The following is a 25105-nucleotide window of genomic DNA, read 5'->3' on the forward strand; positions in this document are numbered from 1 at the left end:
TCTCCTGTTTCAAAAATAGTATTCAGACCTATTTTACAGCAATTTGCATCCTATTTCAATATATTCTCAGAAAAATAGGGTAAAACATGAAAAAATATTCAAAAAAGTGAGTAAAAATAAGGTGAAAAGTTTGGCTTAGGTTTTGTCATCTCTCTAAAATATGGTAAAATGAGGGCAGAAAGAGGATGTTGCCATGAAAAAAATTCTGATGATGTTTGTGCTTTGCTTCAGTTTTTTAGGGATGCGAGTAACAGCGGCTGATGTAGACTATAGCATCACCAACTATGAAGGGCTGTTAGCCTTATCAAAGGAAAATACGGCTCGGTTTGAGCAGAAAGTTACCTATCAATTTGATACTTCTTATAACGGCCAGTATATTTCGCTGGGCCGAGCAGGTAATTTGCCAGATGGATTTGCTATTGACCAAAATCCTAAAGTTGAGGTATATCACAATGGTCAACAAGTACCCGTTAACCAAGAGTTTAGTGACCTTGGAGATGGCTACCGTTTAAAACTTTATAATGCTGGTCAAGCTGGAGATAAGGTTGACGTCAAGGTTATCTGGCAATTGCACCACCTTTTAACAGCTTATCAAGACGTGGCAGAGCTGAATTGGACACCGATCAGTGACTGGGACAAAACATTAGAAAAGGTGAGTTTGACCGTCACTACCCCAACTGATATTCAGGATTCTAATCTATGGGCTCACAGAGGATATTACCAAAAGAAACCTCAAGTGTTAAAAGAAGGTAACGGTCGCTATCAGATTAATGCCAAAAATGTCTCAGGGCAATTGGAATTGCATGCTTATTGGGATAAAAAAGCATTATTGGGAGAAGAGCCAGTTGATGTTTCAACGAGTAAAAAGAATAAAATTGTAGCGTTAGAAACTAAGATTTCCAGACGAAGGGCCTTGTTACAGCTGCTATTTGGCAAAGTCATTCCTCTGGTAGAGGTAGGTTTTCTTCTTTGGCAGTTAATACAGTTTATAAGATTAAAGAAACAATTCAATCGTTATCATTTGGCCAACCATACAGATCACAGTTACGAAGTCCCTGAAGATCTTTCGCCTCTTGTGTTGACACAAGCGATTTATGGACAGAGTTTTGCCTATTTATCCCCTACAGCATCAGAAAGCCAGAAATTATTGATCCCTAAAGGAGTGACCTTTGAGGCCCTTGTTCAAGCTACCTTGTTGGATCTGATCGACCAAAAGGTGCTTTTATTAACGAAAGAAGAAGGGAAAGCTTATCTTGAAATCAGTCAGTTAGATCGTGTGACAGATGAGGAAGCTGCCTTCTTAGATATGGCTTTTGGAAACAAGGTGACATTGCCGGTGGATCAATTGTTTAGTCAATACCATTATGATGCTGATACCATTAAACAATTAAAGAAAACGTACAAAGGTAAAAAGCTCGAGCAAGAAGTCCGTCAATCGTCTGAGCAGGTGATTAAGGCGATGAAAAAAGCGTCGGCAGCTATTACAAACAATGTCCTAGAAACTATCAAAAAGTTAAACTTACCAGATACTTATCGTCAAATGACCCCGGCAGAGAAACGAAAAAGTCATAGTGTCCAGGGGTTAGGCTGCTTGTTAGTTGTTCTGAATAGTAGTTTATTGATCTATCTGACTATGAAAGGAAGTGGGTTGGCCCTCATTTACCTTGCTTTACTTGGGTTGACCACGTGTCTCAGCTTTTACATTAACCTGCAATTAAGTCCATACCGTAAACTGGGCATTGAAACGCCCGAGGGAGCTGTTCGCTTGCACCAATGGCAGAGCTTTAAAAACATGATGCGAGACATTAATAAATTTGATGATGTGCCCATTGATGGTCTTGTGGTTTGGAATCGTATCTTGGTCTATGCGACCTTATTTGGTTATGCTAAGCAAATTGAACGCTATTTGAAGGTTCATCGCATTGCCTTACCTGAGGTTTACCAAGCCGTTCGACCAGGTGAGTTGTCAACGATAATGTATGCCACAACACCAGCCTTTGTGTCTAGTCTGTCTTCAGCTACTACTTCTTCAAATTTTTCGGTTTCTTCAGGAAGTGGTGTAAGCGGAGGCGGTGGCTTCTCTGGCGGAGGCGGAGGAGGCGGAGGAGGTGCCTTCTAAAAAAGTCGCTTGGCCTCAGTCTCAGTTTAGAAAATCACGATAAGAGTTGTTAATAAGGAGAAAACATGTTAATAATCGAATTGCTAAAAGCCATTTTCTTTGGCATCATTGAGGGGATTACCGAATGGCTCCCTGTTTCTAGCACAGGGCATCTCATTTTAGTTCAGGAATTTATCCGACTAAATCAGGATAAGGCTTTTATAGAAATGTTTAATATCGTTATTCAACTAGGGGCGATTATCGCTGTTATGTTGATTTATTTTGAACGTCTCAATCCCCTTCAACCTGGGAAAACAGCAAGAGAAGTACAGCTTACCTGGCAATTGTGGCTAAAAGTGGTGATTGCTTGTATTCCTTCTATTTTAATAGCCGTTCCTCTTGATAATTGGTTTGAAGCACACTTTTATTTTATGGTTCCGATTGCCATAGCTTTAATCGTCTACGGGATTGCCTTTATCTGGATTGAAAAACGAAATGCTCAACAAGAACCTGCCGTCACTGACTTAGCTAGAATGTCTTACAAAACAGCTTTCTTCATTGGGTGTTTTCAAGTGTTAAGTATTGTACCTGGTACTAGTCGATCAGGGGCTACAATCTTAGGAGCTATTATTTTAGGAACTAGTCGTACAGTAGCTGCTGACTTTACTTTCTTTTTAGCGATTCCGACGATGTTTGGCTACAGTGGGTTAAAAGCTGTTAAATTTTTCCTTGATGGCCATCACCTTGATTTTGCACAAGTCCTTATTCTCTTAGTTGCGAGCTTGACAGCCTTTGCTGTTAGTTTGTTGGCTATTAGATTCTTGACTGACTATGTGAAGAAGCACGACTTCACTATTTTTGGGAAATACCGTATTGTGTTGGGAAGTCTTTTGTTGATTTATAGTTTTTTTAAATTTGTTTTTTAACAGTAAGATTTTTTTAAAATGTGACAACAGACCTACTAGGTTTGTTGTTTTTTACTACTCTTTGAGGAGGGAAGCTAGTCATAAATTGCGAAAACATTGCATTTCTAGTATAATGAAATGACTACGCGTGCGAGGTATTGATAATGGAAATGAAACAAATTAGCGAGACAACGCTAAAAATAACAATTAGTATGGATGATTTAGAAGAAAGAGGGATGGAATTAAAAGATTTCCTCATTCCTCAAGAAAAAACGGAAGAGTTCTTCTACTCTGTCATGGATGAGTTGGACCTACCAGACAATTTCAAAGATAGTGGCATGCTTAGCTTTCGTGTGACCCCTAGAAAAGACCGTTTGGATGTCTTTGTAACCAAGTCTGAACTCAATAAGGACCTTAATCTTGAAGATTTAGCTGACTTGGGAGATATCTCTCAAATGACTCCTGAAGACTTTTTCAAGAGCTTGGAACAATCTATGCGAGAAAAAGGGGATGTTAATGCCCATGAGAAACTGGAAAAAATTGAAGAAATGATGGAAGATGTTGTCGAAGCCACTCTAGCTAGTCAAACGGAAGAGACCGCTGAGGAAGTGGGTCAAGAACCAGAGCTGTTAGATTACGTGCATTATGTTTTGGACTTTGCAACACTTTCAGAGGCCGTCGCTTTTTCTCAGACAATTGATTTTCCTGTTGAAGCTTCAGAATTGTACAAAGGTGACAGCCGTTATCATATGACGATTTTATTAGATGTTCAGCAGCAACCATCTTATTTTGCCAATGTGATGTATGCAAGACTGATTGAGCATGCTAGTCCTGGAACAAAAACCAGAGCTTACTTACAAGAGCATGGCGTACAATTGATTTTGGATGGGGCTGTTGAGCAATTACGAAAGATTGAGTTGGGATAAGGTATCATGTTTTCTTTTACAATAGATTATGTCCTCGTGCTAATTGGTGCTCTACTGATTTCCTTAGTGTTAACTCCTATTGTTCGCTTCCTAGCTTTTCGGGTAGGCGCTGTGGACAACCCTAATGCTAGAAGAGTTAATAAGGTGCCCATGCCTACAAGTGGGGGCCTTGCCATTTTTACTTCCTTCATGGTTGCCAGTCTCATATTTATGCCATTAGCTTCCAAAGGCGTCTTGCTTGGAGGTCAGAGCTATTTTGCTTATATTCTGCCTGTTGTGATAGGAGCTCTGATGATTACTCTGACAGGTTTTTTAGATGACTTGTATGAGTTAAGTCCTAAACTAAAAATGTTGGGAATTGTTGCAGGAGCTATTATTATCTGGGCTTTTACTGACTTTAAATTTGACAGCTTTAAAATCCCGTTTGGAGGCCCGCTTCTAGCATTTGGACCTTTCTTGACTTTCTTTTTGACAGTCTTGTGGATTATTTCAATTACCAATGCGATTAATCTGATTGATGGTTTGGATGGTTTGGTTAGCGGGGTCTCCATTATTAGCTTGGTGACGATGGCTATTGTGTCCTATTTCTTTTTACCTCAGACTGACTTCTTTTTAACCCTTACTATTTTGGTATTAATTGCTTCTATTGCAGGGTTCTTTCCCTATAATTACCATCCAGCGATTATTTATTTAGGCGATACAGGAGCTCTTTTTATTGGTTTTATGATAGGGGTCTTGTCTCTTCAGGGATTGAAAAATTCAACGGCAGTTGCTGTTGTGACACCTGTAATTATCCTTGGTGTACCAATTATGGATACTATTGTCGCCATTATTCGTCGTAGTTTATCTGGGAAAAAATTCTATGAACCTGATAAGATGCACCTTCACCATCGCCTGCTGTCTCTGGGCTTTACTCATCGTGGAGCGGTTTTGGTTGTCTACGGCATCGCCATGCTCTTTTCATTAATTTCCCTGCTATTAAATGTATCTAGCCGTATTGGAGGAATCTTATTGCTTTTGGGACTCTTATTTGGTTTAGAAGTCTTTATTGAAGGCTTAGAAATCTGGGGTGAAAAGCGAACTCCGCTTTTTAATGTCTTAAAATTTATTGGGAATAGTGACTATCGTCAAGCCACCCTTCTCAAGTGCAAGGAAAAAAATGATTTGAAACGCTAAAAAGCCTCGTAGGGCTTTTTTTTTGTTATAATAGACGTAATGGTTATTAAAGCGAGAGGTCATTATTCTATGCTGGAGATAGCCCTAAATGACAGAAAAATAAGAGGTATATCATGTCAGTTCTTGAAATTAACAATTTACATGTTTCGATAGAAGATAAAGAGATTTTAAAAGGGGTTAATTTAACCCTTAAGACAAGTGAGATTGCTGCCATTATGGGGCCTAATGGAACAGGGAAATCAACCCTTTCAGCCGCTATTATGGGAAATCCTAACTACGAAGTGACCCAAGGGGAAATCTTGTTAGACGGTGTCAACATTCTGGAGTTGGAAGTGGATGAGCGTGCTAGAATGGGACTTTTTCTCGCTATGCAATACCCATCAGAAATTCCAGGAATTACCAATGCTGAGTTTATGCGTGCAGCGATGAATGCTGGTAAAGCTGATGAAGATAAGATTTCCGTGCGAGATTTCATCACCAAACTTGATGATAAAATGGCTTTGTTAGGCATGAAAGAAGAGATGGCAGAGCGTTACCTCAATGAAGGTTTTTCTGGTGGGGAGAAAAAACGTAATGAGATTCTCCAACTGTTGATGTTGGAACCTAAATTTGCTCTACTAGATGAAATTGATTCTGGTCTTGATATTGATGCCCTAAAAGTAGTCTCTAAAGGGGTTAATGAGATGCGTGGGAAAGACTTTGGAGCTATGATTATCACCCACTATCAACGTTTGTTGAATTACATTACCCCAGACCTAGTTCATGTGATGATGGACGGTCGTATTGTCTTATCTGGTGATGCTGCTTTGGCGACCCGTCTCGAAAAAGAAGGTTATGCGGGTATCGCGCAAGAATTAGGTATCGAGTACAAAGAAGAAAATTAAGGATTTCTCAAGACAACTTGATCTAGCTTTCTACTAAAGAGCTAGATGATGTCCTATACCCAGCTAATGTAAAAACCAGAGACAAAGGATTAAGAGATGACAAAAGAAAAACTAGTGGCTTTTTCGCAAGCCCACGCTGAACCTGCATGGTTGCAAGAACGGCGTTTAGAGGCACTGAAAGCCATGCCAAATTTGGAATTACCAGCCATTGAAAGAGTTAAATTTCATCGTTGGAATCTAGGTGATGGAACCCTAACAGAAAATGACGAATTAGCCAATGTACCAGATTTTATGGCTATTGGAGATAACCCAACTCTTGTTCAGGTAGGAACGCAAACTGTTTTGGAACAGTTGCCAATGGAGTTGATTAATCAAGGGGTTGTATTTACCGATTTTTACACAGCGCTTGAAGAAATTCCAGAGGTGATTGCCGCTCATTTTGGACAAGCAGTCGCCTTTGATGAGGATAAATTAGCAGCTTACCACACCGCGTATTTTAATAGTGCAGCAGTCCTCTATGTTCCAGATCACTTAGAAATCACAGCACCTATTGAAGCCATTTTCTTACAAGATAGTGACAGTGATGTTCCTTTTAATAAGCACGTTCTTGTGATTGCTGGGAAAGAGAGTAAGTTTACTTATTTAGAACGTTTTGAGTCAATAGGGAACGGAAGTCAAAAAGCCAGCGCTAATATTAGCGTGGAAGTTATCGCCCAGGCGGGTAGTCAAATCAAATTTTCAGCTATCGATCGCTTAGGGTCATCAGTGACTACCTACATGAGCCGCCGAGGACGTTTAGATAAGGATGCCAGCATTGATTGGGCCTTGTCTATCATGAATGAAGGCAATGTGGTAGCGGATTTTGACAGTGATTTAGTTGGTCAAGGTTCACAAGCAGACTTGAAAGTAGTTGCTGTCTCCAGTGGTCGACAAGTGCAAGGTATTGACACGCGTGTGACCAACTACGGCCAGCATACTATCGGTCATATTTTACAACATGGTGTAATTTTAGAACGTGGTACATTAACGTTTAACGGAATCGGTCATATCTTAAAAGGTGCTAAAGGAGCAGATGCTCAACAAGAAAGTCGGGTCTTGATGTTGTCAGATCAGGCACGATCAGATGCTAATCCAATCTTGTTGATCGATGAAAATGAAGTGACTGCAGGCCATGCAGCGTCTATCGGTCAGGTTGATCCAGAAGATATGTATTACCTAATGAGTCGTGGCCTGGATCAGGATACTGCGGAACGTTTAGTTATTCGAGGCTTCTTAGGAGCAGTCATTGCTGAAATTCCTATTCCGTCTGTCCGCCAAGAAATTATCAAGGGTTTAGATGGGAAATTACGTAACCGTTAAGCCCATTGTGAAAAAAGAAAGAGGTTAGAATTGCTAGATGCAAATCACATCAAACAAGACTTTAACATTCTAGACCAACTGGTTAACGACGAGCCTCTTGTTTATTTGGATAATGCTGCCACCACACAGAAACCGACCGTTGTCCTAGAGGCTTTGCGTTCCTATTATGAAACAGATAATGCCAATGTTCACCGCGGGGTTCACACCTTAGCGGAACGTGCAACAAGTCAGTATGAGGCCAGTCGGCAACTTGTTGCAGATTTTATTAAGGCTAAGTCAAGCAAAGAAGTAATCTTCACTAGAGGCACAACAACCAGTCTCAACTGGGTGACTCGCTTTGCTGAACAGGTTTTAACGGCAGGAGATGAGGTTTTGGTTTCAGTCATGGAACACCATGCCAATATTATTCCTTGGCAGCAAGTTTGTCAAAAAACAGGTGCTAAACTGGTTTATGCTTATTTAAAACACGGGCAGCTTGATATGACCGACTTGGCGCAGAAGTTAACCCCTAAAACAAAATTTGTTAGCCTAGCACATGTCTCAAATGTCCTAGGATGTGTTAATCCGATTAAGGAAATTGCAGAATTGGTCCATGCTAATGGGGCCTACTTGGTAGTGGATGGTGCTCAGTCAATCCCTCATCTGCCAATTGACGTCCAAGAGCTGGATTGTGATTTCTTTGCTTTTTCAGCTCACAAAATGTACGGACCAACTGGCTTAGGTATTCTTTACGGCAAAGAAGAGCTTTTACATCAGATGGAGCCAATTGAATTTGGCGGCGAAATGATTGATTTTGTTTATGAGCAAAGTGCTACATGGAAAGGGTTGCCTTGGAAATTTGAAGCTGGCACTCCCCATATTGCAGGGGCAATTGGTCTAGCTGCAGCTGTCTCTTACTTACAAGACATTGGGATGACAGAAGTTCAGGCACATGAGGCAGACCTTGTCGCTTATATTTTACCTAAATTGCGCGCTATCGAAGGGCTCACGTTATATGGACCAGAACAACCTGAGAATAGGGCAGGCGTAATTGCTTTTAATTTAGATGGCTTACACCCGCATGATTTAGCAACAGCCTTGGATTATGAAGGTGTCGCGGTACGAGCTGGTCATCATTGTGCACAACCTTTACTGTCTTACCTAAATGTTTCAGCTACCGTGAGAGCTAGTTTCTCGCTTTATAATACCAGAGAAGATTGTGATCGCTTGGTTGATGCAATTCTAAAAGCAAAGGAGTTTTTCAATGGCACTCTCTAAATTGAACCATCTTTATATGGCTGTCGTAGCGGACCATTCTAAACACCCGCATCACTATGGCCAACTAGAAGGTGTGGAGGCTGTTCAACTGAATAATCCTACTTGTGGGGATGTGATTTCTTTAACGGTTACCTTTAACGGTGATAAGATTGAAGATATTGCTTTTGCAGGGAATGGATGCACCATTTCAACGGCATCGTCAAGCATGATGACCGATGCTGTTATTGGTAAAAGTAAGTCCGAAGCTCTAGCTTTAGCTGATATCTTCTCAGAAATGGTTCAGGGGAAAGAAGATCCCTCTCAAAAAGAGTTAGGAGAAGCAGAATTATTGGCAGGAGTTGCGAAATTTCCACAGCGAATCAAATGTTCAATCCTAGCTTGGAATGCGCTCAAAGAAGCTATTCAGCGTAGTGATGCCGAAAAAATCACTGATAAAAATATAAAGGAAGAGAAAGATGTCTGATATAAATGAAAAAGTAGAACCGCAGCCAATTGATCTAGGGGACTACCAATTTGGATTTCACGATGATGTTGAGCCTATTTACTCCACAGGAAAAGGTTTGAGTGAAGCAGTTGTCCGTGAGCTATCAGCTGCTAAAAACGAACCCGAATGGATGTTGGAATTTCGCTTAAAATCACTAGAAACCTTTAATAAAATGCCAATGCAAACATGGGGAGCAGATTTGTCAGATATTAATTTTGATGACATTATTTACTACCAAAAAGCATCTGATAAACCAGCTCGCTCATGGGATGATGTTCCTGATAAAATCAAAGAAACGTTCGAACGTATTGGTATTCCAGAAGCAGAACGTGCCTATCTTGCAGGAGCATCTGCCCAATACGAATCTGAAGTGGTTTATCACAACATGAAGGATGAATTTGAGAAGTTGGGGATTATCTTCACAGATACGGATTCTGCCCTTAAAGAATACCCGGATTTGTTTAAACAATACTTTGCCAAACTGGTTCCACCAACAGATAACAAATTAGCAGCCCTCAACTCAGCCGTTTGGTCTGGAGGGACCTTTATTTACGTTCCCAAAGGGATTAAAGTTGATATTCCTTTACAAACCTACTTCCGTATTAACAATGAAAACACAGGTCAGTTTGAACGAACCTTAATCATTGTTGATGAAGGGGCAAGTGTTCACTATGTCGAAGGCTGTACGGCGCCAACCTATTCTAGTAATAGTTTGCATGCGGCCATTGTGGAAATTTTTGCTCTTGATGGCGCTTATATGCGTTACACCACGATTCAAAACTGGTCAGACAATGTTTATAATCTTGTGACCAAACGCGCGCGTGCTCTGGCAGATGCCACGGTTGAATGGATTGATGGTAACCTAGGTGCCAAAACTACCATGAAATACCCATCTGTCTACCTTGATGGACCTGGAGCGCGTGGGACTATGCTATCAATTGCCTTTGCTAATGCCGGTCAGCATCAAGATACTGGGGCTAAGATGATTCATAACGCTCCGCATACATCTTCATCAATTGTGTCAAAATCAATTGCTAAAGGTGGAGGCAAAGTGGACTATCGTGGCCAGGTGACCTTTAATAAACAGTCCAAAAAATCAGTCTCTCATATTGAGTGTGACACGATTTTGATGGATGATATTTCCAAATCAGATACCATCCCATTCAATGAAATTCATAATTCACAAGTGGCCTTAGAGCACGAAGCTAAAGTGTCTAAGATTTCTGAAGAGCAACTGTATTATCTGATGAGTCGTGGCTTATCAGAAAGTGAAGCAACAGAGATGATCGTTATGGGATTCGTAGAACCCTTTACCAAAGAATTACCAATGGAATACGCAGTCGAGTTAAACCGTCTCATTTCTTATGAAATGGAAGGTTCAGTTGGTTAAATTTATTTTTCCCTATCCATTAGAGTTCCAAAACGTTTTGGATAGGCTTTCTTTCAATCGAAGTACTAACCCAGAGTGGTTAGTTTTTTTAGTTAGTATTAAGAAAAGTATTCGACAAATGACGGCAAAAAAGCCTTTGTTTATTGGGGTAAACAAAGGCTTTTGATATTAATTTTTATTGACGTCCCATTGTATAGGCGATGATAGCGAGTAAGAGGATAACAACCATAAAGATTCCTAAGCAAATGATGAAGAAAGTGTGGTTGTGATTGATAAACTGTTCGACCTTTTCTAGAGTCGAATAGTTTTTAGCTGGCTTAGTCCGATGTTGTTTGGGTAGATTCTCTTTCTTTTTTTGTGGTACTAATTTTTCCAATTTCTTGCGAGCGGCTTTAGTCAGAGATTTGCTATCGCTAAAGCCTTTTTCAGTTAAAGCATTCACAAAAGGATGACGATAAAACTCTCCATTTTGATCCGACCAGTCTCCTACTCCCATAACAATGGTAATGAGCCGAGTATTACCTCGCTTAGCTGTTACCATAGCATTGAAAGCAGCACTAGGACTAGACCCTGTTTTTAAACCATCAACGCCTTCCATACCAAATTGATTATTAGGGAGTGAATGGTTATAGGTGTGAAATTCTTCCTCGTAAGGTGTTCCTACCATCGTATGCACTACAGATTGATTGGTAAAGTCGATGATTTGTGGGTATTTCTTTAAAAAGGCATATAGTAATTTTGCTAAATCACGTGCAGTTGTGATATTAGCAGCTGACAAGTCATATTTAGTTGGATTATAGTAGCCCTGAAAAGCTTGAGCTGCAGCCCCACTCGCGTTTGAAAAATGCGTATTGGTCATGCCCAGTTTTTTAGCAGTAGCATTGATACGGTCAATAAAAGCAGAAGCATCATTATTTGATAGGTAGTTGGCGATCATCACAGTTGCAGCATTCGAAGAAGGAACGGCAGTCATGGTAATGAGGTCGCGGATAGGATAGGCTACTCCCGCAACGATATTGTTATTGCTAATTTCATAAATTTTAGCGATGGCTTGATTAGTTTCAGTAGCTGTTACCGTTGTGTCCATGGTAATTTTCCCTTTAGCAAGTTCTTCGAACAAGACATAGAGAGTAAACATCTTAGACATGCTGGCAGGATCTCTAGGAATATCAATGTTATCTTGCCAAAGAATATCAGAAGTATTTGCATCGACAACAATAGAAGCTTTGGGACGATTAACCTCACTAATGGTATAACCTGCTTGCCTTGTAATATCCATGATATCTTCCGCGTGACTGACAGGCATTATTAAAAAACACATCACTGTAAATATAACTAATGCAATTCTTTTGATCAATTTTCGGCTCCTTTAAACATAATATCATCTTATTATATCATTCCACTAATACAATGTGAAGTTTTTTTGAAAAATAGCTTATAAAAGAAAAAAGACTGAAGGAAACATGAAGCTTCAGTCGTAGTAACAATGATATCGGAAAGTTATAGGGAATTATTAACATAACGGACAAAATGATTCCACCAAACTCTTAAAAAGAAGCTTCGAGGAGTATCCTTTTGAGCAACAAGATTGACAGAGGGTGTTTCACCCAGATAGCCTTGTCCGATAAGGTGTTGGTCTTGAAGAGTAGCTTTTGCTAAGACTTGTCCTTTTTTAACAGGAGCGCTGATGATTGACGAATCTTTAGTGATATGAAGTGCCTTTTTGATTTTGCTATTAGCGGGTTTAATGAGGGATAAGTTTTTTTCTGCTACCAAAGGAACACTTTTATTAGGGCTATCTAAGATAGGAAAAGCTTTGACTTGACCACTTTTGGATTTATTAAGAACCTGAACTTTTTGGAAGTTGGTTAAAAGGTATTGGAGTAATTGGTTAGTCGCGCTAAAAACAGCAAACTCATCTTCTTGAGCTTGATCAGCGTTTAAGACAACAGTAATAACCCGCATGCGATTTTCCAAGCTAGTTGCTACAAAAGAAGCACCACCTTTTTCGGAATAACCAACAAAGAGTCCATCGACCCCATCGCGATAGTAAGGCATGTCTTTGAGCATATAGTTGTAGCTATAAATGGTTTGCCCTGCGAAATTAGCAGATGGCTTGCTGGTTATTTTTAAGACTTCTGGGAATTCTGTAAGGAGGTGTCTAGCGATAATGGCTAAATCTCTAGCACTAAAGAGGTTCTCATCCTCATCTTCTGTTTTAGGGTACTTATTTTCCCCTAAAAAGTGATTGGGTAGACCGGTTGCATTGACTAGTTTAGCATCAGAAATTCCCCACTCTTTCAATTGTTGTGACATCTTGTCGACAAATTTTGGTTCAGTACCTCCAATTTTTTCGGCTAAGGCGATAGCAGGACTATTGGCATTCGTCACGATTAAAGCATTTAGCAATTCTTTGACAGTATATTTTCGTGCATCGAGAGGAACATTGCTAATACTGTAATTTGTGGTCAATTCATATGGGTAATTAGAAATCGTTACGGAACTTCCCCACTCTAATTTACCATTGGCAATCTCTTTATAAACTAAATAAGTCGTTAACAGCTTGGTGATTGATGCCACAGGAACAGCTTTATCGGCCTCTTTTTCATATAAAATTTTGCCGCTATCAACTTCTACAGCAATAGCCTGTTTAGCAGCTACTGAAAAATCATCGCTGTTGACAGGAGTAGCTCCAAAAGCTAGGGTAATGAGCAGCACAACAAACAATCGTTTTATCATAGTAATCTATCCTTATTAAGTGTCATTTTTTTAATTATATCATATCTTTCTTCCAAGTCAGAGGAGACCATTGGAAGAAAAATGAAATAATAAAACGCTATCATGAGAGAGAAGTAGCTACATTAAAATAATCAACAATCCAATCTTAAAAAGGATTTAACAGAATTCCGTTTCTTAGAGTGAATAAAATAGAGAAAATTCTACGAAATATTCAGATAATTTTTCATCACATTATTTTCTTTAAGAAATTTTTATGATATAATGTTTTCAATTAACCAATTTCATTTATCAATTCTCACAAATGGAAAATAAAGTTTAGGGGTGACTTTTATGAAGAAAAGTAGATGGTTAGCAACTCTAGGTGTTGCGGTATTATCAGTATCCGTTTTAGCAGCTTGTGGTGGCAAAAATGCCTCAGGCGGTTCAGATGCAACTAAAGCTTACAAGTATGTGTTTGTTAACGATCCAAAATCGTTGGATTACATTTTAACAAATGGTGGCGGAACGACTGATGTGATAACACAAATGGTTGATGGTCTTTTGGAAAACGATGAGTATGGTAATTTAGTACCATCACTTGCTAAAGATTGGAAGGTTTCAAAAGACGGTCTGACATATACTTATACTCTTCGCGATGGTGTCTCTTGGTACACGGCTGATGGTGAAGAATACGCACCTGTAACAGCAGAAGATTTTGTGACTGGTTTGAAGCACGCGGTTGACGATAAATCAGATGCTCTTTACGTTGTTGAAGATTCAATAAGAAACTTAAAGGCTTACCAAAATGGTGAAGTAGATTTTAAAGAAGTTGGTGTCAAAGCCCTTGACGATAAAACTGTTCAGTATACTTTAAACAAGCCTGAAAGCTACTGGAATTCAAAAACAACTTATAGTGTGCTTTTCCCAGTTAATGCGAAATTTTTGAAGTCAAAAGGTAAAGATTTTGGTACAACCGATCCATCATCAATCCTTGTTAATGGTGCTTACTTCTTGAGCGCCTTCACCTCAAAATCATCTATGGAATTCCATAAAAATGAAAACTACTGGGATGCTAAGAATGTTGGGATAGAATCTGTTAAATTGACTTACTCAGATGGTTCAGACCCAGGTTCTTTCTACAAGAACTTTGACAAGGGTGAGTTCAGCGTTGCACGACTTTACCCAAATGACCCTACCTACAAATCAGCTAAGAAAAACTATGCTGATAACATTACTTACGGAATGTTGACTGGTGATATCCGTCATTTAACATGGAATTTGAACCGTACTTCTTTCAAAAATACTAAGAAAGACCCTGCACAACAAGATGCCGGTAAGAAAGCTCTTAACAACAAGGACTTCCGTCAAGCTATCCAGTTTGCTTTTGACCGTGCATCATTCCAAGCACAAACTGTAGGTCAGGATGCCAAAACAAAAGCCTTACGTAACATGCTTGTGCCACCAACTTTTGTGACCATCGGAGAAAATGACTTTGGTTCAGAAGTTGAAAAAGACCTTGCTACCATGGGTGATGAATGGAAAGATGTTAATTTAAAAGATGCTCAAGATGGATTTTATAATCCTGAAAAAGCAAAAGCTGAGTTTGCAAAAGCCAAAGAAGCTTTGACAGCTGAAGGTGTAACCTTCCCAGTTCAATTAGATTATCCTGTTGACCAAGCCAACGCAGCAACTGTTCAAGAGGCTCAATCCTTTAAACAATCTGTTGAAGCATCACTTGGTAAAGAAAATGTCATTGTCAATGTTCTTGAAACAGAAACATCAACTCACGAAGCCCAAGGCTTCTATGCTGAGACCCCAGAACAACAAGACTACGATATCATTTCATCATGGTGGGGACCAGACTACCAAGACCCACGTACCTACCTTGACATCATGAGTCCAGTAGGTGGTGGATCTGTTATCCAAAAACTTGGAATCAAAGCAGGTCAAAATCAGGATGTTGTGGCAGCTGCAGGCCTTGATACCTACCAAACTCTTCTTGATGAAGCAGCAGCAATTACAGACGATAACGATGCTCGTTACAAAGCTTATGCAAAAGCACAAGCCTACCTTACTGATAGTGCTGTAGATATTCCGGTTGTGGCCTTGGGTGGTACTCCTCGTGTTTCTAAAGCTATTCCATTTAGCGGCGGCTTCTCTTGGGCAGGTGCTAAAGGACCTCTAGCATATAAAGGAATGAAACTTCAAGACAAACCTGTCACAGCAAAACAATACGAAAAAGCAAAAGAAAAATGGTTGAAAGCAAAGGCTAAATCAAACGCAGAATATGCTGAGAAATTAGCTGATCACGTTGAAAAATAAAACGATGTTCAAACAGAACTTTCTCGTTTAATTGAGAAAGTTCTTTTGAACTGTTGAGGATAACTATGAAAAAATACATTTTAAACCGTATCTTACGATCGTTAGTATCGGTTGTTCTGGTAACGGCTTTAACATACACCATCGTATATACCCTCGTCCCTGTCGGTCTTATCTTTAAACAAGACCCTAACTACAATAAGATGACGACGACACCAGATAAAAAGGCTGCTTATGAAAGCTTAACCTTCCAACGTATGGGGTATATTAATTACTTTTCAAGTAAAGAATTAAAAGATAATGCTTCTAAAATAGATAGTAGTGTAACGACTGAAGCGACTAGTGCTAACAAGGTTATTTATGAGAAATATATTCATTCCCTCGGTAATGGCTGGCAGCTAAAACGTTTCCCGGTTAGCAAAAAATTCTATGCTACTCGTAAGATTCCTATTTACGAACGTGTTTGGAACTTCTTTTCAAACTTAGTTGTTATTGACCATCCTTGGAAAATTCAAGACAAGAATAACCCTAATCTAGCTAGATATGTTCGCCTTGAAAATGATAAATCTATTGGCTGGTCACTTGTTGGATCGGGGACACAACACAAATACCTTGTTTATGCCAATGGCAAGTTCCCTTACCTTCACCAAAACCTTGTTACCCTAAACTTAGGAACATCTTATCCAACATACAGCAATATTCCTGTTCTTCAGGTTATTTCACAAGGACAAGGACGAACAGCTCTTCAAGATGTTACTTTCCCATCAGGAGTGACTAAAAAATCATCAGTGGATATTTACAGTCGTACTTATAAAAATCCAAAATCAATGGATGATATTACCAAAGCAAACTATGGTAAGGGCGATTCATATACTAAGACCATTAATAACTATGTTGACCCATCAATGATTCACAATTCCTTTGTTATTGGGTTCTTTGGTGTCCTAATTGCTTATGTTATTGGACTACCTCTCGGTCTATTTATGGCACGCTTTAAAAATACCTATTTTGATCGTTTTTCAACAGCAACCATGACCTTCATGCTTGCCTTACCAAGTATTGCCGTTATCTATGTTGTTCGCTTCCTAGGAAGTATGGTTGGCTTGCCAGATAGTTTTCCTATGCTAGGAGCGTCTAGCCCTAAATCTTACGTATTGCCAGCTCTTATTTTGGGAATTTTAAGTATCCCAAGTACAGTTATCTGGTTCCGTCGCTATCTTGTTGACCTTCAGGCTAGTGATTGGGTACGGTTTGCTCGCTCAAAAGGGTTATCAGAATCTGAAATTTATAGAGACCACCTTTTCAAAAATGCTATGGTTCCGATTGTCTCAGGTATTCCGGCAAGTATTATTCTTGCGATTGGTGGAGCGACATTAACAGAGACGGTTTTTGCCTTCCCAGGTATGGGGAAAATGTTGATTGATTCTATCAAATCAGCTAACAACTCAATGATTGTTGGGTTAACCTTTATTTTCACTGTCTTGTCAATTGTATCTCTACTGTTAGGAGATATTGCTATGACAATTGTCGATCCACGTATTAAATTGTCAACTAAAAAAGGAGGTAAGTAATGGAAACGATTGATAAATCAAAATTTCGATTTGTTGAGCGCGATAGCAGAGCCTCCGAAGTGATTGATACCCCTGCTTATTCTTATTGGAAATCCGTATTCCGTCAATTTTTCTCTAAAAAGTCTACTATCTTCATGCTAATGATTTTAGTGACCATCTTATTGATGAGTTTTATTTACCCAATGTTTGCGAATTATGACTTTGGTGATGTGAGTAATATCAACGATTTCTCGAAACGTTATATTTGGCCCAACGCCGAATACTGGTTTGGAACAGATAAAAACGGACAATCTTTGTTTGATGGTGTTTGGTATGGAGCGCGTAATTCTATCTTAATTTCTGTTATAGCAACATTGATTAATGTGACTATCGGAGTTATTTTAGGAGCTATTTGGGGAGTTTCTAAAGCATTTGATAAAGTTATGATTGAGATTTATAATGTCATCTCAAACATTCCTTCAATGTTAATTATCATTGTTTTGACCTATTCATTAGGTGCTGGTTTTTGGAATTTGATTTTAGCTTTCTGTATCACTGGATGGATCGGTGTAGCTTACTCTATCCGTGTGCAAATCTTACGTTACCGTGATTTGGAGTACAACCTTGCTAGCCAAACCCTAGGAACACCAATGTACAAAATTGCCATTAAGAACCTCTTGCCTCAATTGGTTTCAGTTATCATGACCATGTTGTCACAAATGTTACCAGTGTACGTGTCTTCTGAGGCTTTCTTATCCTTCTTTGGGATTGGTTTACCAACCACGACTCCAAGCTTAGGGCGTTTGATTGCTAATTATTCTAGCAACTTAACAACAAATGCTTACCTCTTCTGGATTCCCTTAGTAACGTTGATTTTAGTATCATTACCATTGTATATTGTCGGACAAAACCTGGCAGATGCCAGCGACCCACGTTCACATAGATAGGAGTTAAAATGACAAAAGAAAATAATGTAATCTTAACTGCCAAAGATGTGGTGGTGGAATTCGACGTGCGCGACCGTGTTTTAACGGCTATTCGGAACGTTTCTTTAGAGCTTGTTGAAGGAGAGGTCCTTGCTTTTGTAGGAGAATCAGGTTCAGGTAAATCTGTTTTAACCAAGACCTTTACAGGGATGTTGGAGTCTAATGGACGTATTGCCAACGGCTCGATTGTCTACCGTGGTCAAGAATTAACAGAACTAAAAACGAATAAGGAATGGGCTAAGATTCGTGGTTCAAAAATTGCTACTATTTTCCAAGATCCAATGACCAGTCTTAGTCCTATCAAAACCATTGGTAGCCAGATTACAGAGGTCATTATCAAGCATCAAAAAGTTAGCCATTCTAAAGCCAAAGAATTGGCGCTTGATTATATGAATAAAGTTGGTATTCCAAATGCGACAAAGCGTTTTGATGACTATCCATTTGAATATTCAGGTGGTATGCGCCAACGTATTGTTATTGCCATTGCGTTAGCTTGCCGCCCAGATATCCTGATTTGTGATGAGCCCACAACAGCTCTCGACGTTACAATACAAGCCCAAATTATTGAATTGTTGAAATCACTTCAAAAAGAGTACCATTTTACGATTATTTTTATCACTCATGATTTAGGTGTTGTGGCAAGTATTGCTGACAAGGTTGCTGTCATGTATGCTGGTGAAATTGTCGAGTTTGGAACTGTTGAAGAAATTTTCTATGATCCACGTCATCCTTACACATGGAGTTTATTGTCAAGCTTACCGCAATTAGCCAATGAGTCAGGAGAACTTTACTCAATTCCAGGGACACCACCGTCACTTTATTCGCCAATCGTTGGAGATGCATTTGCGCTTCGCTCAGAATATGCTATGGTTTTGGATTTCGAAGAGACACCACCTGCTATTAGTGTGTCTGATACTCATTGGGCAAAAACATGGCTTTTGCACCCAGAGGCGCCAAAAGTTCAGAAACCGGCAGTTATTCAAGATTTACATCAAAAAATCTTGAAAAAAATGTCACGACAGGAGGAAGGAAATGTCTGAGAAATTAGTCGAAGTTAAAGACCTAGAAATTTCCTTCGGAGAGGGAAAGAAAAAATTTGTTGCGGTTAAAAATGCCAATTTCTTTATCAAAAAAGGTGAAACTTTCTCTTTAGTTGGAGAATCTGGAAGTGGTAAAACAACAATTGGTCGTGCTATTATTGGTTTGAATGATACCAGTTCTGGCGACATCCTTTATGATGGAAAAGTTATCAATCGAAGAAAGTCAAAATCAGAATCAAATGAGCTCATTCGTAAGATTCAAATGATTTTCCAAGATCCTGCAGCTAGTCTGAATGAACGTGCAACTGTTGACTATATCATTTCAGAAGGTCTTTATAATTTTAATCTGTTCAAAACAGAAGAAGAGCGTAAGGAAAAGATTAAGAACATGATGGCCGAAGTTGGTTTGTTATCAGAACATTTGACTCGCTATCCTCACGAATTTTCAGGGGGCCAACGCCAGCGGATCGGTATCGCTAGAGCCCTAGTGATGAATCCCGAATTTGTCATTGCTGACGAACCTATCTCCGCTCTAGACGTTTCTGTTCGAGCACAGGTCTTGAATCTTCTTAAAAGAATGCAAGCCGAAAAAGGACTTACATATCTTTTCATCGCCCACGACCTATCAGTTGTTCGTTTTATTTCAGATCGTATTGCGGTTATCCATAAAGGTGTTATTGTGGAGGTTGCTGAAACAGAAGAACTGTTCAATAATCCTATCCACCCGTATACAAAATCTCTTTTATCAGCTGTTCCGATTCCAGATCCAATATTGGAACGTCAAAAAGAGCTTATTGTCTATAACCCAGAGCAACATGACTATACAGAAGATAAACCAACGATGGTTGAAATTAAGCCAAATCACTTTGTGTGGGCTAATCAAGCAGAAGTTGAAAAGTATAAAGCAGAACAATAAAAAGAGGAATTTCCTCTTTTTTTCTTTTTATTTAAGCTCATCGGGAAAAACTTTGATAAAACCTCAAAAAGCTGTTGACATCAGGAGGTTAAATATCGTATACTAATAAAGCTGTCAGCTGAGCAGACGTTGGCGACTGAAGTATTCGAAAAAAAAGAGTAAAAAAGTTGTTGACAAAGTTAGTAAAAGTTGATAGAATAAAATAGTTGTCTCGAAAGAGGGCAAGACCTTTGAGAACTGAATAAGACGAACCAAACGTGAGGGTGATATGGAGACATATTACCCGTCAAAAACGAGAAATAAATCTGTCAGCGACAGAAAGAACGAGTAAGTTCAAACACATCTTAATGAGAGTTTGATCCTGGCTCAGGACGAACGCTGGCGGCGTGCCTAATACATGCAAGTAGAACGCTGAGGACTGGTGCTTGCACCGGTCCAAGGAGTTGCGAACGGGTGAGTAACGCGTAGGTAACCTACCTCATAGCGGGGGATAACTATTGGAAACGATAGCTAATACCGCATAAAAGTGTTTAACCCATGTTAAACATTTAAAAGGTGCAACTGCATCACTATGAGATGGACCTGCGTTGTATTAGCTAGTTGGTGAGGTAACGGCTCACCAAGGCGACGATACATAGCCGACCTGAGAGGGTGATCGGCCACACTGGGACTGAGACACGGCCCAGACTCCTACGGGAGGCAGCAGTAGGGAATCTTCGGCAATGGACGGAAGTCTGACCGAGCAACGCCGCGTGAGTGAAGAAGGTTTTCGGATCGTAAAGCTCTGTTGTTAGAGAAGAATGATGGTGGGAGTGGAAAATCCACCATGTGACGGTAACTAACCAGAAAGGGACGGCTAACTACGTGCCAGCAGCCGCGGTAATACGTAGGTCCCGAGCGTTGTCCGGATTTATTGGGCGTAAAGCGAGCGCAGGCGGTTCTTTAAGTCTGAAGTTAAAGGCAGTGGCTCAACCATTGTACGCTTTGGAAACTGGAGAACTTGAGTGCAGAAGGGGAGAGTGGAATTCCATGTGTAGCGGTGAAATGCGTAGATATATGGAGGAACACCGGTGGCGAAAGCGGCTCTCTGGTCTGTAACTGACGCTGAGGCTCGAAAGCGTGGGGAGCAAACAGGATTAGATACCCTGGTAGTCCACGCCGTAAACGATGAGTGCTAGGTGTTAGGCCCTTTCCGGGGCTTAGTGCCGGAGCTAACGCATTAAGCACTCCGCCTGGGGAGTACGACCGCAAGGTTGAAACTCAAAGGAATTGACGGGGGCCCGCACAAGCGGTGGAGCATGTGGTTTAATTCGAAGCAACGCGAAGAACCTTACCAGGTCTTGACATCCTCCTGACCGGTCTAGAGATAGGCTTTCCCTTCGGGGCAGGAGTGACAGGTGGTGCATGGTTGTCGTCAGCTCGTGTCGTGAGATGTTGGGTTAAGTCCCGCAACGAGCGCAACCCCTATTGTTAGTTGCCATCATTAAGTTGGGCACTCTAGCGAGACTGCCGGTAATAAACCGGAGGAAGGTGGGGATGACGTCAAATCATCATGCCCCTTATGACCTGGGCTACACACGTGCTACAATGGTTGGTACAACGAGTCGCAAGCCGGTGACGGCAAGCTAATCTCTTAAAGCCAATCTCAGTTCGGATTGTAGGCTGCAACTCGCCTACATGAAGTCGGAATCGCTAGTAATCGCGGATCAGCACGCCGCGGTGAATACGTTCCCGGGCCTTGTACACACCGCCCGTCACACCACGAGAGTTTGTAACACCCGAAGTCGGTGAGGTAACCTATTAGGAGCCAGCCGCCTAAGGTGGGATAGATGATTGGGGTGAAGTCGTAACAAGGTAGCCGTATCGGAAGGTGCGGCTGGATCACCTCCTTTCTAAGGAAATGGAACACGTTAGGGTCGTCTTATTTAGTTTTGAGAGGTCTTGTGGGGCCTTAGCTCAGCTGGGAGAGCGCCTGCTTTGCACGCAGGAGGTCAGCGGTTCGATCCCGCTAGGCTCCATTAGGATAGAGATATCCTAGAAACTGTCCATTGAAAATTGAATATCTATATCAAATTCCACGATCAAGAAATTGATTGTACGAATAGTAACAAGAAAATAAACCGAAAACGCTGTGAATAATCAAGAGTTTTTCTAGTTAAGATATACTAGTAAAAGATAAGGTTAAGTTAATAAGGGCGCACGGTGGATGCCTTGGCACTAGAAGCCGAAGAAGGACGTGACTAACGACGAAATGCTTTGGGGAGCTGTAAGTAAGCGCTGATCCAGAGATGTCCGAATGGGGGAACCCACTAGCTACTGGCTAGTATCCATAACTGTTAAGGTTATGAGAAGGAAGACGCAGTGAACTGAAACATCTAAGTAGCTGCAGGAAGAGAAAGCAAACGCGATTGCCTTAGTAGCGGCGAGCGAAACGGCAGGAGGGCAAACCGAGAAGTTTACTTCTCGGGGTTGTAGGACTGCGACGTGGGACTTTAAAAGGATAGAAGAATTACCTGGGAAGGTAAGCCAAAGAGAGTAATAGCCTCGTATTTAAAATTCTTTTGAGCCCTAGCAGTATCCTGAGTACGGCGAGACACGCGAAATCTCGTTGGAATCTGGGAGGACCATCTCCCAACCCTAAATACTCTCTAGTGACCGATAGTGAACCAGTACCGTGAGGGAAAGGTGAAAAGCACCCCGTGAGGGGAGTGAAATAGAACCTGAAACCGTGTGCCTACAACAAGTTCGAGCCCGTTAATGGGTGAGAGCGTGCCTTTTGTAGAATGAACCGGCGAGTTACGATATGATGCGAGGTTAAGTTGAAGAGACGGAGCCGCAGGGAAACCGAGTCTTAATAGGGCGACTTAGTATCATGTTGTAGACCCGAAACCATGTGACCTACCCATGAGCAGGTTGAAGGTGCGGTAAGACGCACTGGAGGACCGAACCAGGGCACGTTGAAAAGTGCTTGGATGACTTGTGGGTAGCGGAGAAATTCCAAACGAACTTGGAGATAGCTGGTTCTCTCCGAAATAGCTTTAGGGCTAGCGTCGATGTTAAGTCTCTTGGAGGTAGAGCACTGTTTGGGTGAGGGGTCCATCTCGGATTACCAATCTCAGATAAACTCCGAATGCCAACGAGATATAATCGGCAGTCAGACTGCGAGTGCTAAGATCCGTAGTCGAAAGGGAAACAGCCCAGACCACCAGCTAAGGTCCCAAAATATATGTTAAGTGGAAAAGGATGTGGGGTTGCACAGACAACTAGGATGTTAGCTTAGAAGCAGCTATTCATTCAAAGAGTGCGTAATAGCTCACTAGTCGAGTGACCCTGCGCCGAAAATGTACCGGGGCTAAAACATATTACCGAAGCTGTGGATGACACGTTAGTGTCATGGTAGGAGAGCGTTCTATGTGTGAAGAAGGTGTACCGTGAGGAGCGCTGGAACGCATAGAAGTGAGAATGCCGGTATGAGTAGCGAAAGACAGGTGAGAATCCTGTCCACCGTAAGACTAAGGTTTCCAGGGGAAGGCTCGTCCGCCCTGGGTTAGTCGGGACCTAAGGAGAGACCGAAAGGTGTATCCGATGGCCAACAGGTTGATATTCCTGTACTAGAGTATAAAGTGATGGAGGGACGCAGTAGGCTAACTAAAGCAGGCGATTGGAAGAGCCTGTCTAAGCAGTGAGGTGTAAGATGAGTCAAATGCTTATCTTTATAACATTGAGCTGTGATGGGGAGCGAAGTTAAGTAGCGAAGTTAGTGACGTCACACTGCCAAGAAAAGCTTCTAGCGTTTAATTATACTCTACCCGTACCGCAAACCGACACAGGTAGTCGAGGCGAGTAGCCTCAGGTGATCGAGAGAACTCTCGTTAAGGAACTCGGCAAAATGACCCCGTAACTTCGGGAGAAGGGGTGCTGACTTAGGTCAGCCGCAGTGAATAGGCCCAAGCAACTGTTTATCAAAAACACAGCTCTCTGCTAAATCGTAAGATGATGTATAGGGGGTGACGCCTGCCCGGTGCTGGAAGGTTAAGAGGAGGGTTTAGCGTAAGCGAAGATCTGAATTGAAGCCCCAGTAAACGGCGGCCGTAACTATAACGGTCCTAAGGTAGCGAAATTCCTTGTCGGGTAAGTTCCGACCCGCACGAAAGGCGTAATGATTTGGGCACTGTCTCAACGAGAGACTCGGTGAAATTTTAGTACCTGTGAAGATGCAGGTTACCCGCGACAGGACGGAAAGACCCCATGGAGCTTTACTGCAGTTTGATATTGAGTATCTGTACCACATGTACAGGATAGGTAGGAGCCATTGAAGTCGGGACGCCAGTTTCGACGGAGGCGTTGTTGGGATACTACCCTTGTGTTATGGCTACTCTAACCCGGATAGGTTATCCCTATCGGAGACAGTGTCTGACGGGCAGTTTGACTGGGGCGGTCGCCTCCTAAAAGGTAACGGAGGCGCCCAAAGGTTCCCTCAGATTGGTTGGAAATCAATCGCAGAGTGTAAAGGTATAAGGGAGCTTGACTGCGAGAGCTACAACTCGAGCAGGGACGAAAGTCGGGCTTAGTGATCCGGTGGTTCCGTATGGAAGGGCCATCGCTCAACGGATAAAAGCTACCCTGGGGATAACAGGCTTATCTCCCCCAAGAGTTCACATCGACGGGGAGGTTTGGCACCTCGATGTCGGCTCGTCGCATCCTGGGGCTGTAGTCGGTCCCAAGGGTTGGGCTGTTCGCCCATTAAAGCGGCACGCGAGCTGGGTTCAGAACGTCGTGAGACAGTTCGGTCCCTATCCGTCGCGGGCGTAGGAAATTTGAGAGGATCTGCTCCTAGTACGAGAGGACCAGAGTGGACTTACCGCTGGTGTACCAGTTGTCTTGCCAAAGGCATCGCTGGGTAGCTATGTAGGGAAGGGATAAGCGCTGAAAGCATCTAAGTGCGAAGCCCCCCTCAAGATGAGATTTCCCATGATTTTATATCAGTAAGAGCCCTGAGAGATGATCAGGTAGATAGGTTAGAAGTGGAAGTGTAGTGATACATGAAGCGGACTAATACTAATAGCTCGAGGACTTATCCGAAGAAAGAGATTGACA

At 41.4% G+C, this 25105-nt stretch carries 16 protein-coding genes, 1 tRNA gene and 2 rRNA genes; 17 read left to right on the plus strand and 2 right to left on the minus strand.

Going from position 1 to position 25105, the window contains the following annotated elements:
- Positions 1–193: 193 nt before the first annotated feature.
- From FQT67_RS01765 to sufB, 9 genes are all read left to right on the plus strand, one after another.
- A complete protein-coding gene (locus FQT67_RS01765; RefSeq protein ID WP_046177399.1) occupies positions 194–2119 on the plus strand; it encodes a DUF2207 domain-containing protein in 1926 nt (641 codons plus the stop codon).
- 65 nt (positions 2120–2184) lie between these two features.
- A complete protein-coding gene (locus FQT67_RS01770; protein ID WP_012766572.1) occupies positions 2185–3024 on the plus strand; it encodes an undecaprenyl-diphosphate phosphatase in 840 nt (279 codons plus the stop codon).
- A 143-nt stretch (positions 3025–3167) separates the two neighbouring features.
- A complete protein-coding gene (gene mecA, locus FQT67_RS01775; protein WP_003059809.1) occupies positions 3168–3929 on the plus strand; it encodes an adaptor protein MecA in 762 nt (253 codons plus the stop codon).
- A 6-nt stretch (positions 3930–3935) separates the two neighbouring features.
- Positions 3936–5105, plus strand: a complete 1170-nt coding sequence (locus FQT67_RS01780) for an MraY family glycosyltransferase (protein WP_003054822.1) — start codon at positions 3936–3938, stop codon at positions 5103–5105.
- Positions 5106–5218: 113 nt separating this feature from the next.
- Entirely contained in the window at positions 5219–5989 is a 771-nt protein-coding gene (gene sufC, locus FQT67_RS01785; RefSeq protein WP_046177398.1) for a Fe-S cluster assembly ATPase SufC, read from the plus strand.
- Between the two features lie 96 nt (positions 5990–6085).
- Positions 6086–7348, plus strand: coding sequence for a Fe-S cluster assembly protein SufD (gene sufD, locus FQT67_RS01790; protein ID WP_003054871.1), 1263 nt, complete (start codon positions 6086–6088; stop codon positions 7346–7348).
- A gap of 30 nt (positions 7349–7378) precedes the next feature.
- A complete protein-coding gene (locus FQT67_RS01795; RefSeq protein WP_046177397.1) occupies positions 7379–8605 on the plus strand; it encodes a cysteine desulfurase in 1227 nt (408 codons plus the stop codon).
- A complete protein-coding gene (gene sufU / locus FQT67_RS01800) occupies positions 8592–9068 on the plus strand; it encodes a Fe-S cluster assembly sulfur transfer protein SufU (RefSeq protein WP_046177396.1) in 477 nt (158 codons plus the stop codon). The genes FQT67_RS01795 and sufU overlap by 14 nt, the downstream gene beginning before the upstream one ends.
- On the plus strand, positions 9061–10479 hold the full coding sequence (sufB, locus tag FQT67_RS01805) for a Fe-S cluster assembly protein SufB (RefSeq protein ID WP_046177395.1): 1419 nt from the start codon (positions 9061–9063) through the stop codon (positions 10477–10479). Before sufU ends, sufB begins: the two co-directional genes overlap by 8 nt.
- Before the next feature lie 175 nt (positions 10480–10654).
- On the opposite strand, the gene FQT67_RS01810 is transcribed toward sufB, so the two are convergent.
- Together FQT67_RS01810 and pbp3 are read right to left on the minus strand one after the other, a co-directional pair.
- On the minus strand, positions 10655–11836 hold the full coding sequence (locus FQT67_RS01810; RefSeq protein ID WP_046177394.1) for a serine hydrolase: 1182 nt from the start codon (positions 11834–11836) through the stop codon (positions 10655–10657).
- 143 nt (positions 11837–11979) lie between these two features.
- Positions 11980–13218: a D-alanyl-D-alanine carboxypeptidase PBP3 gene (gene pbp3, locus FQT67_RS01815; RefSeq protein ID WP_046177393.1), complete on the minus strand. Its 1239-nt coding sequence runs from the start codon at positions 13216–13218 to the stop codon at positions 11980–11982.
- Positions 13219–13548: 330 nt separating this feature from the next.
- Here pbp3 and FQT67_RS01820 point away from each other — a divergent pair, with 330 nt between their 5' ends.
- The 8 genes from FQT67_RS01820 (at position 13549) to FQT67_RS01855 (ending at position 25090) form a co-directional block, all read left to right on the plus strand.
- Positions 13549–15519, plus strand: a complete 1971-nt coding sequence (locus FQT67_RS01820; protein ID WP_046177392.1) for a peptide ABC transporter substrate-binding protein — start codon at positions 13549–13551, stop codon at positions 15517–15519.
- Positions 15520–15584: 65 nt separating this feature from the next.
- Positions 15585–17087: an ABC transporter permease gene (locus tag FQT67_RS01825; protein WP_003057826.1), complete on the plus strand. Its 1503-nt coding sequence runs from the start codon at positions 15585–15587 to the stop codon at positions 17085–17087.
- Positions 17087–18013, plus strand: coding sequence for an oligopeptide ABC transporter permease OppC (oppC, locus tag FQT67_RS01830; RefSeq protein WP_003049687.1), 927 nt, complete (start codon positions 17087–17089; stop codon positions 18011–18013). The genes FQT67_RS01825 and oppC overlap by 1 nt, the downstream gene beginning before the upstream one ends.
- A gap of 8 nt (positions 18014–18021) precedes the next feature.
- Complete coding sequence (locus FQT67_RS01835; RefSeq protein ID WP_003060269.1) at positions 18022–19092, plus strand: ABC transporter ATP-binding protein; 1071 nt, start codon at positions 18022–18024, stop codon at positions 19090–19092.
- Complete coding sequence (locus FQT67_RS01840) at positions 19085–20008, plus strand: ABC transporter ATP-binding protein (RefSeq protein WP_003057816.1); 924 nt, start codon at positions 19085–19087, stop codon at positions 20006–20008. Before FQT67_RS01835 ends, FQT67_RS01840 begins: the two co-directional genes overlap by 8 nt.
- A 343-nt stretch (positions 20009–20351) precedes the next feature.
- Positions 20352–21900: ribosomal RNA gene (locus FQT67_RS01845) — 16S ribosomal RNA — on the plus strand.
- 53 nt (positions 21901–21953) lie between these two features.
- Positions 21954–22026: transfer RNA gene (locus FQT67_RS01850), tRNA-Ala, on the plus strand.
- Between the two features lie 161 nt (positions 22027–22187).
- Positions 22188–25090: ribosomal RNA gene (locus FQT67_RS01855) — 23S ribosomal RNA — on the plus strand.
- The 16S and 23S rRNA genes sit together here with 1 tRNA gene alongside, the layout of an rRNA operon.
- Positions 25091–25105: the final 15 nt, after the last annotated feature.

This window comes from Streptococcus sp. NCTC 11567 (genome assembly GCF_902141215.1).
Lineage (GTDB): Bacteria > Bacillota > Bacilli > Lactobacillales > Streptococcaceae > Streptococcus > Streptococcus dysgalactiae.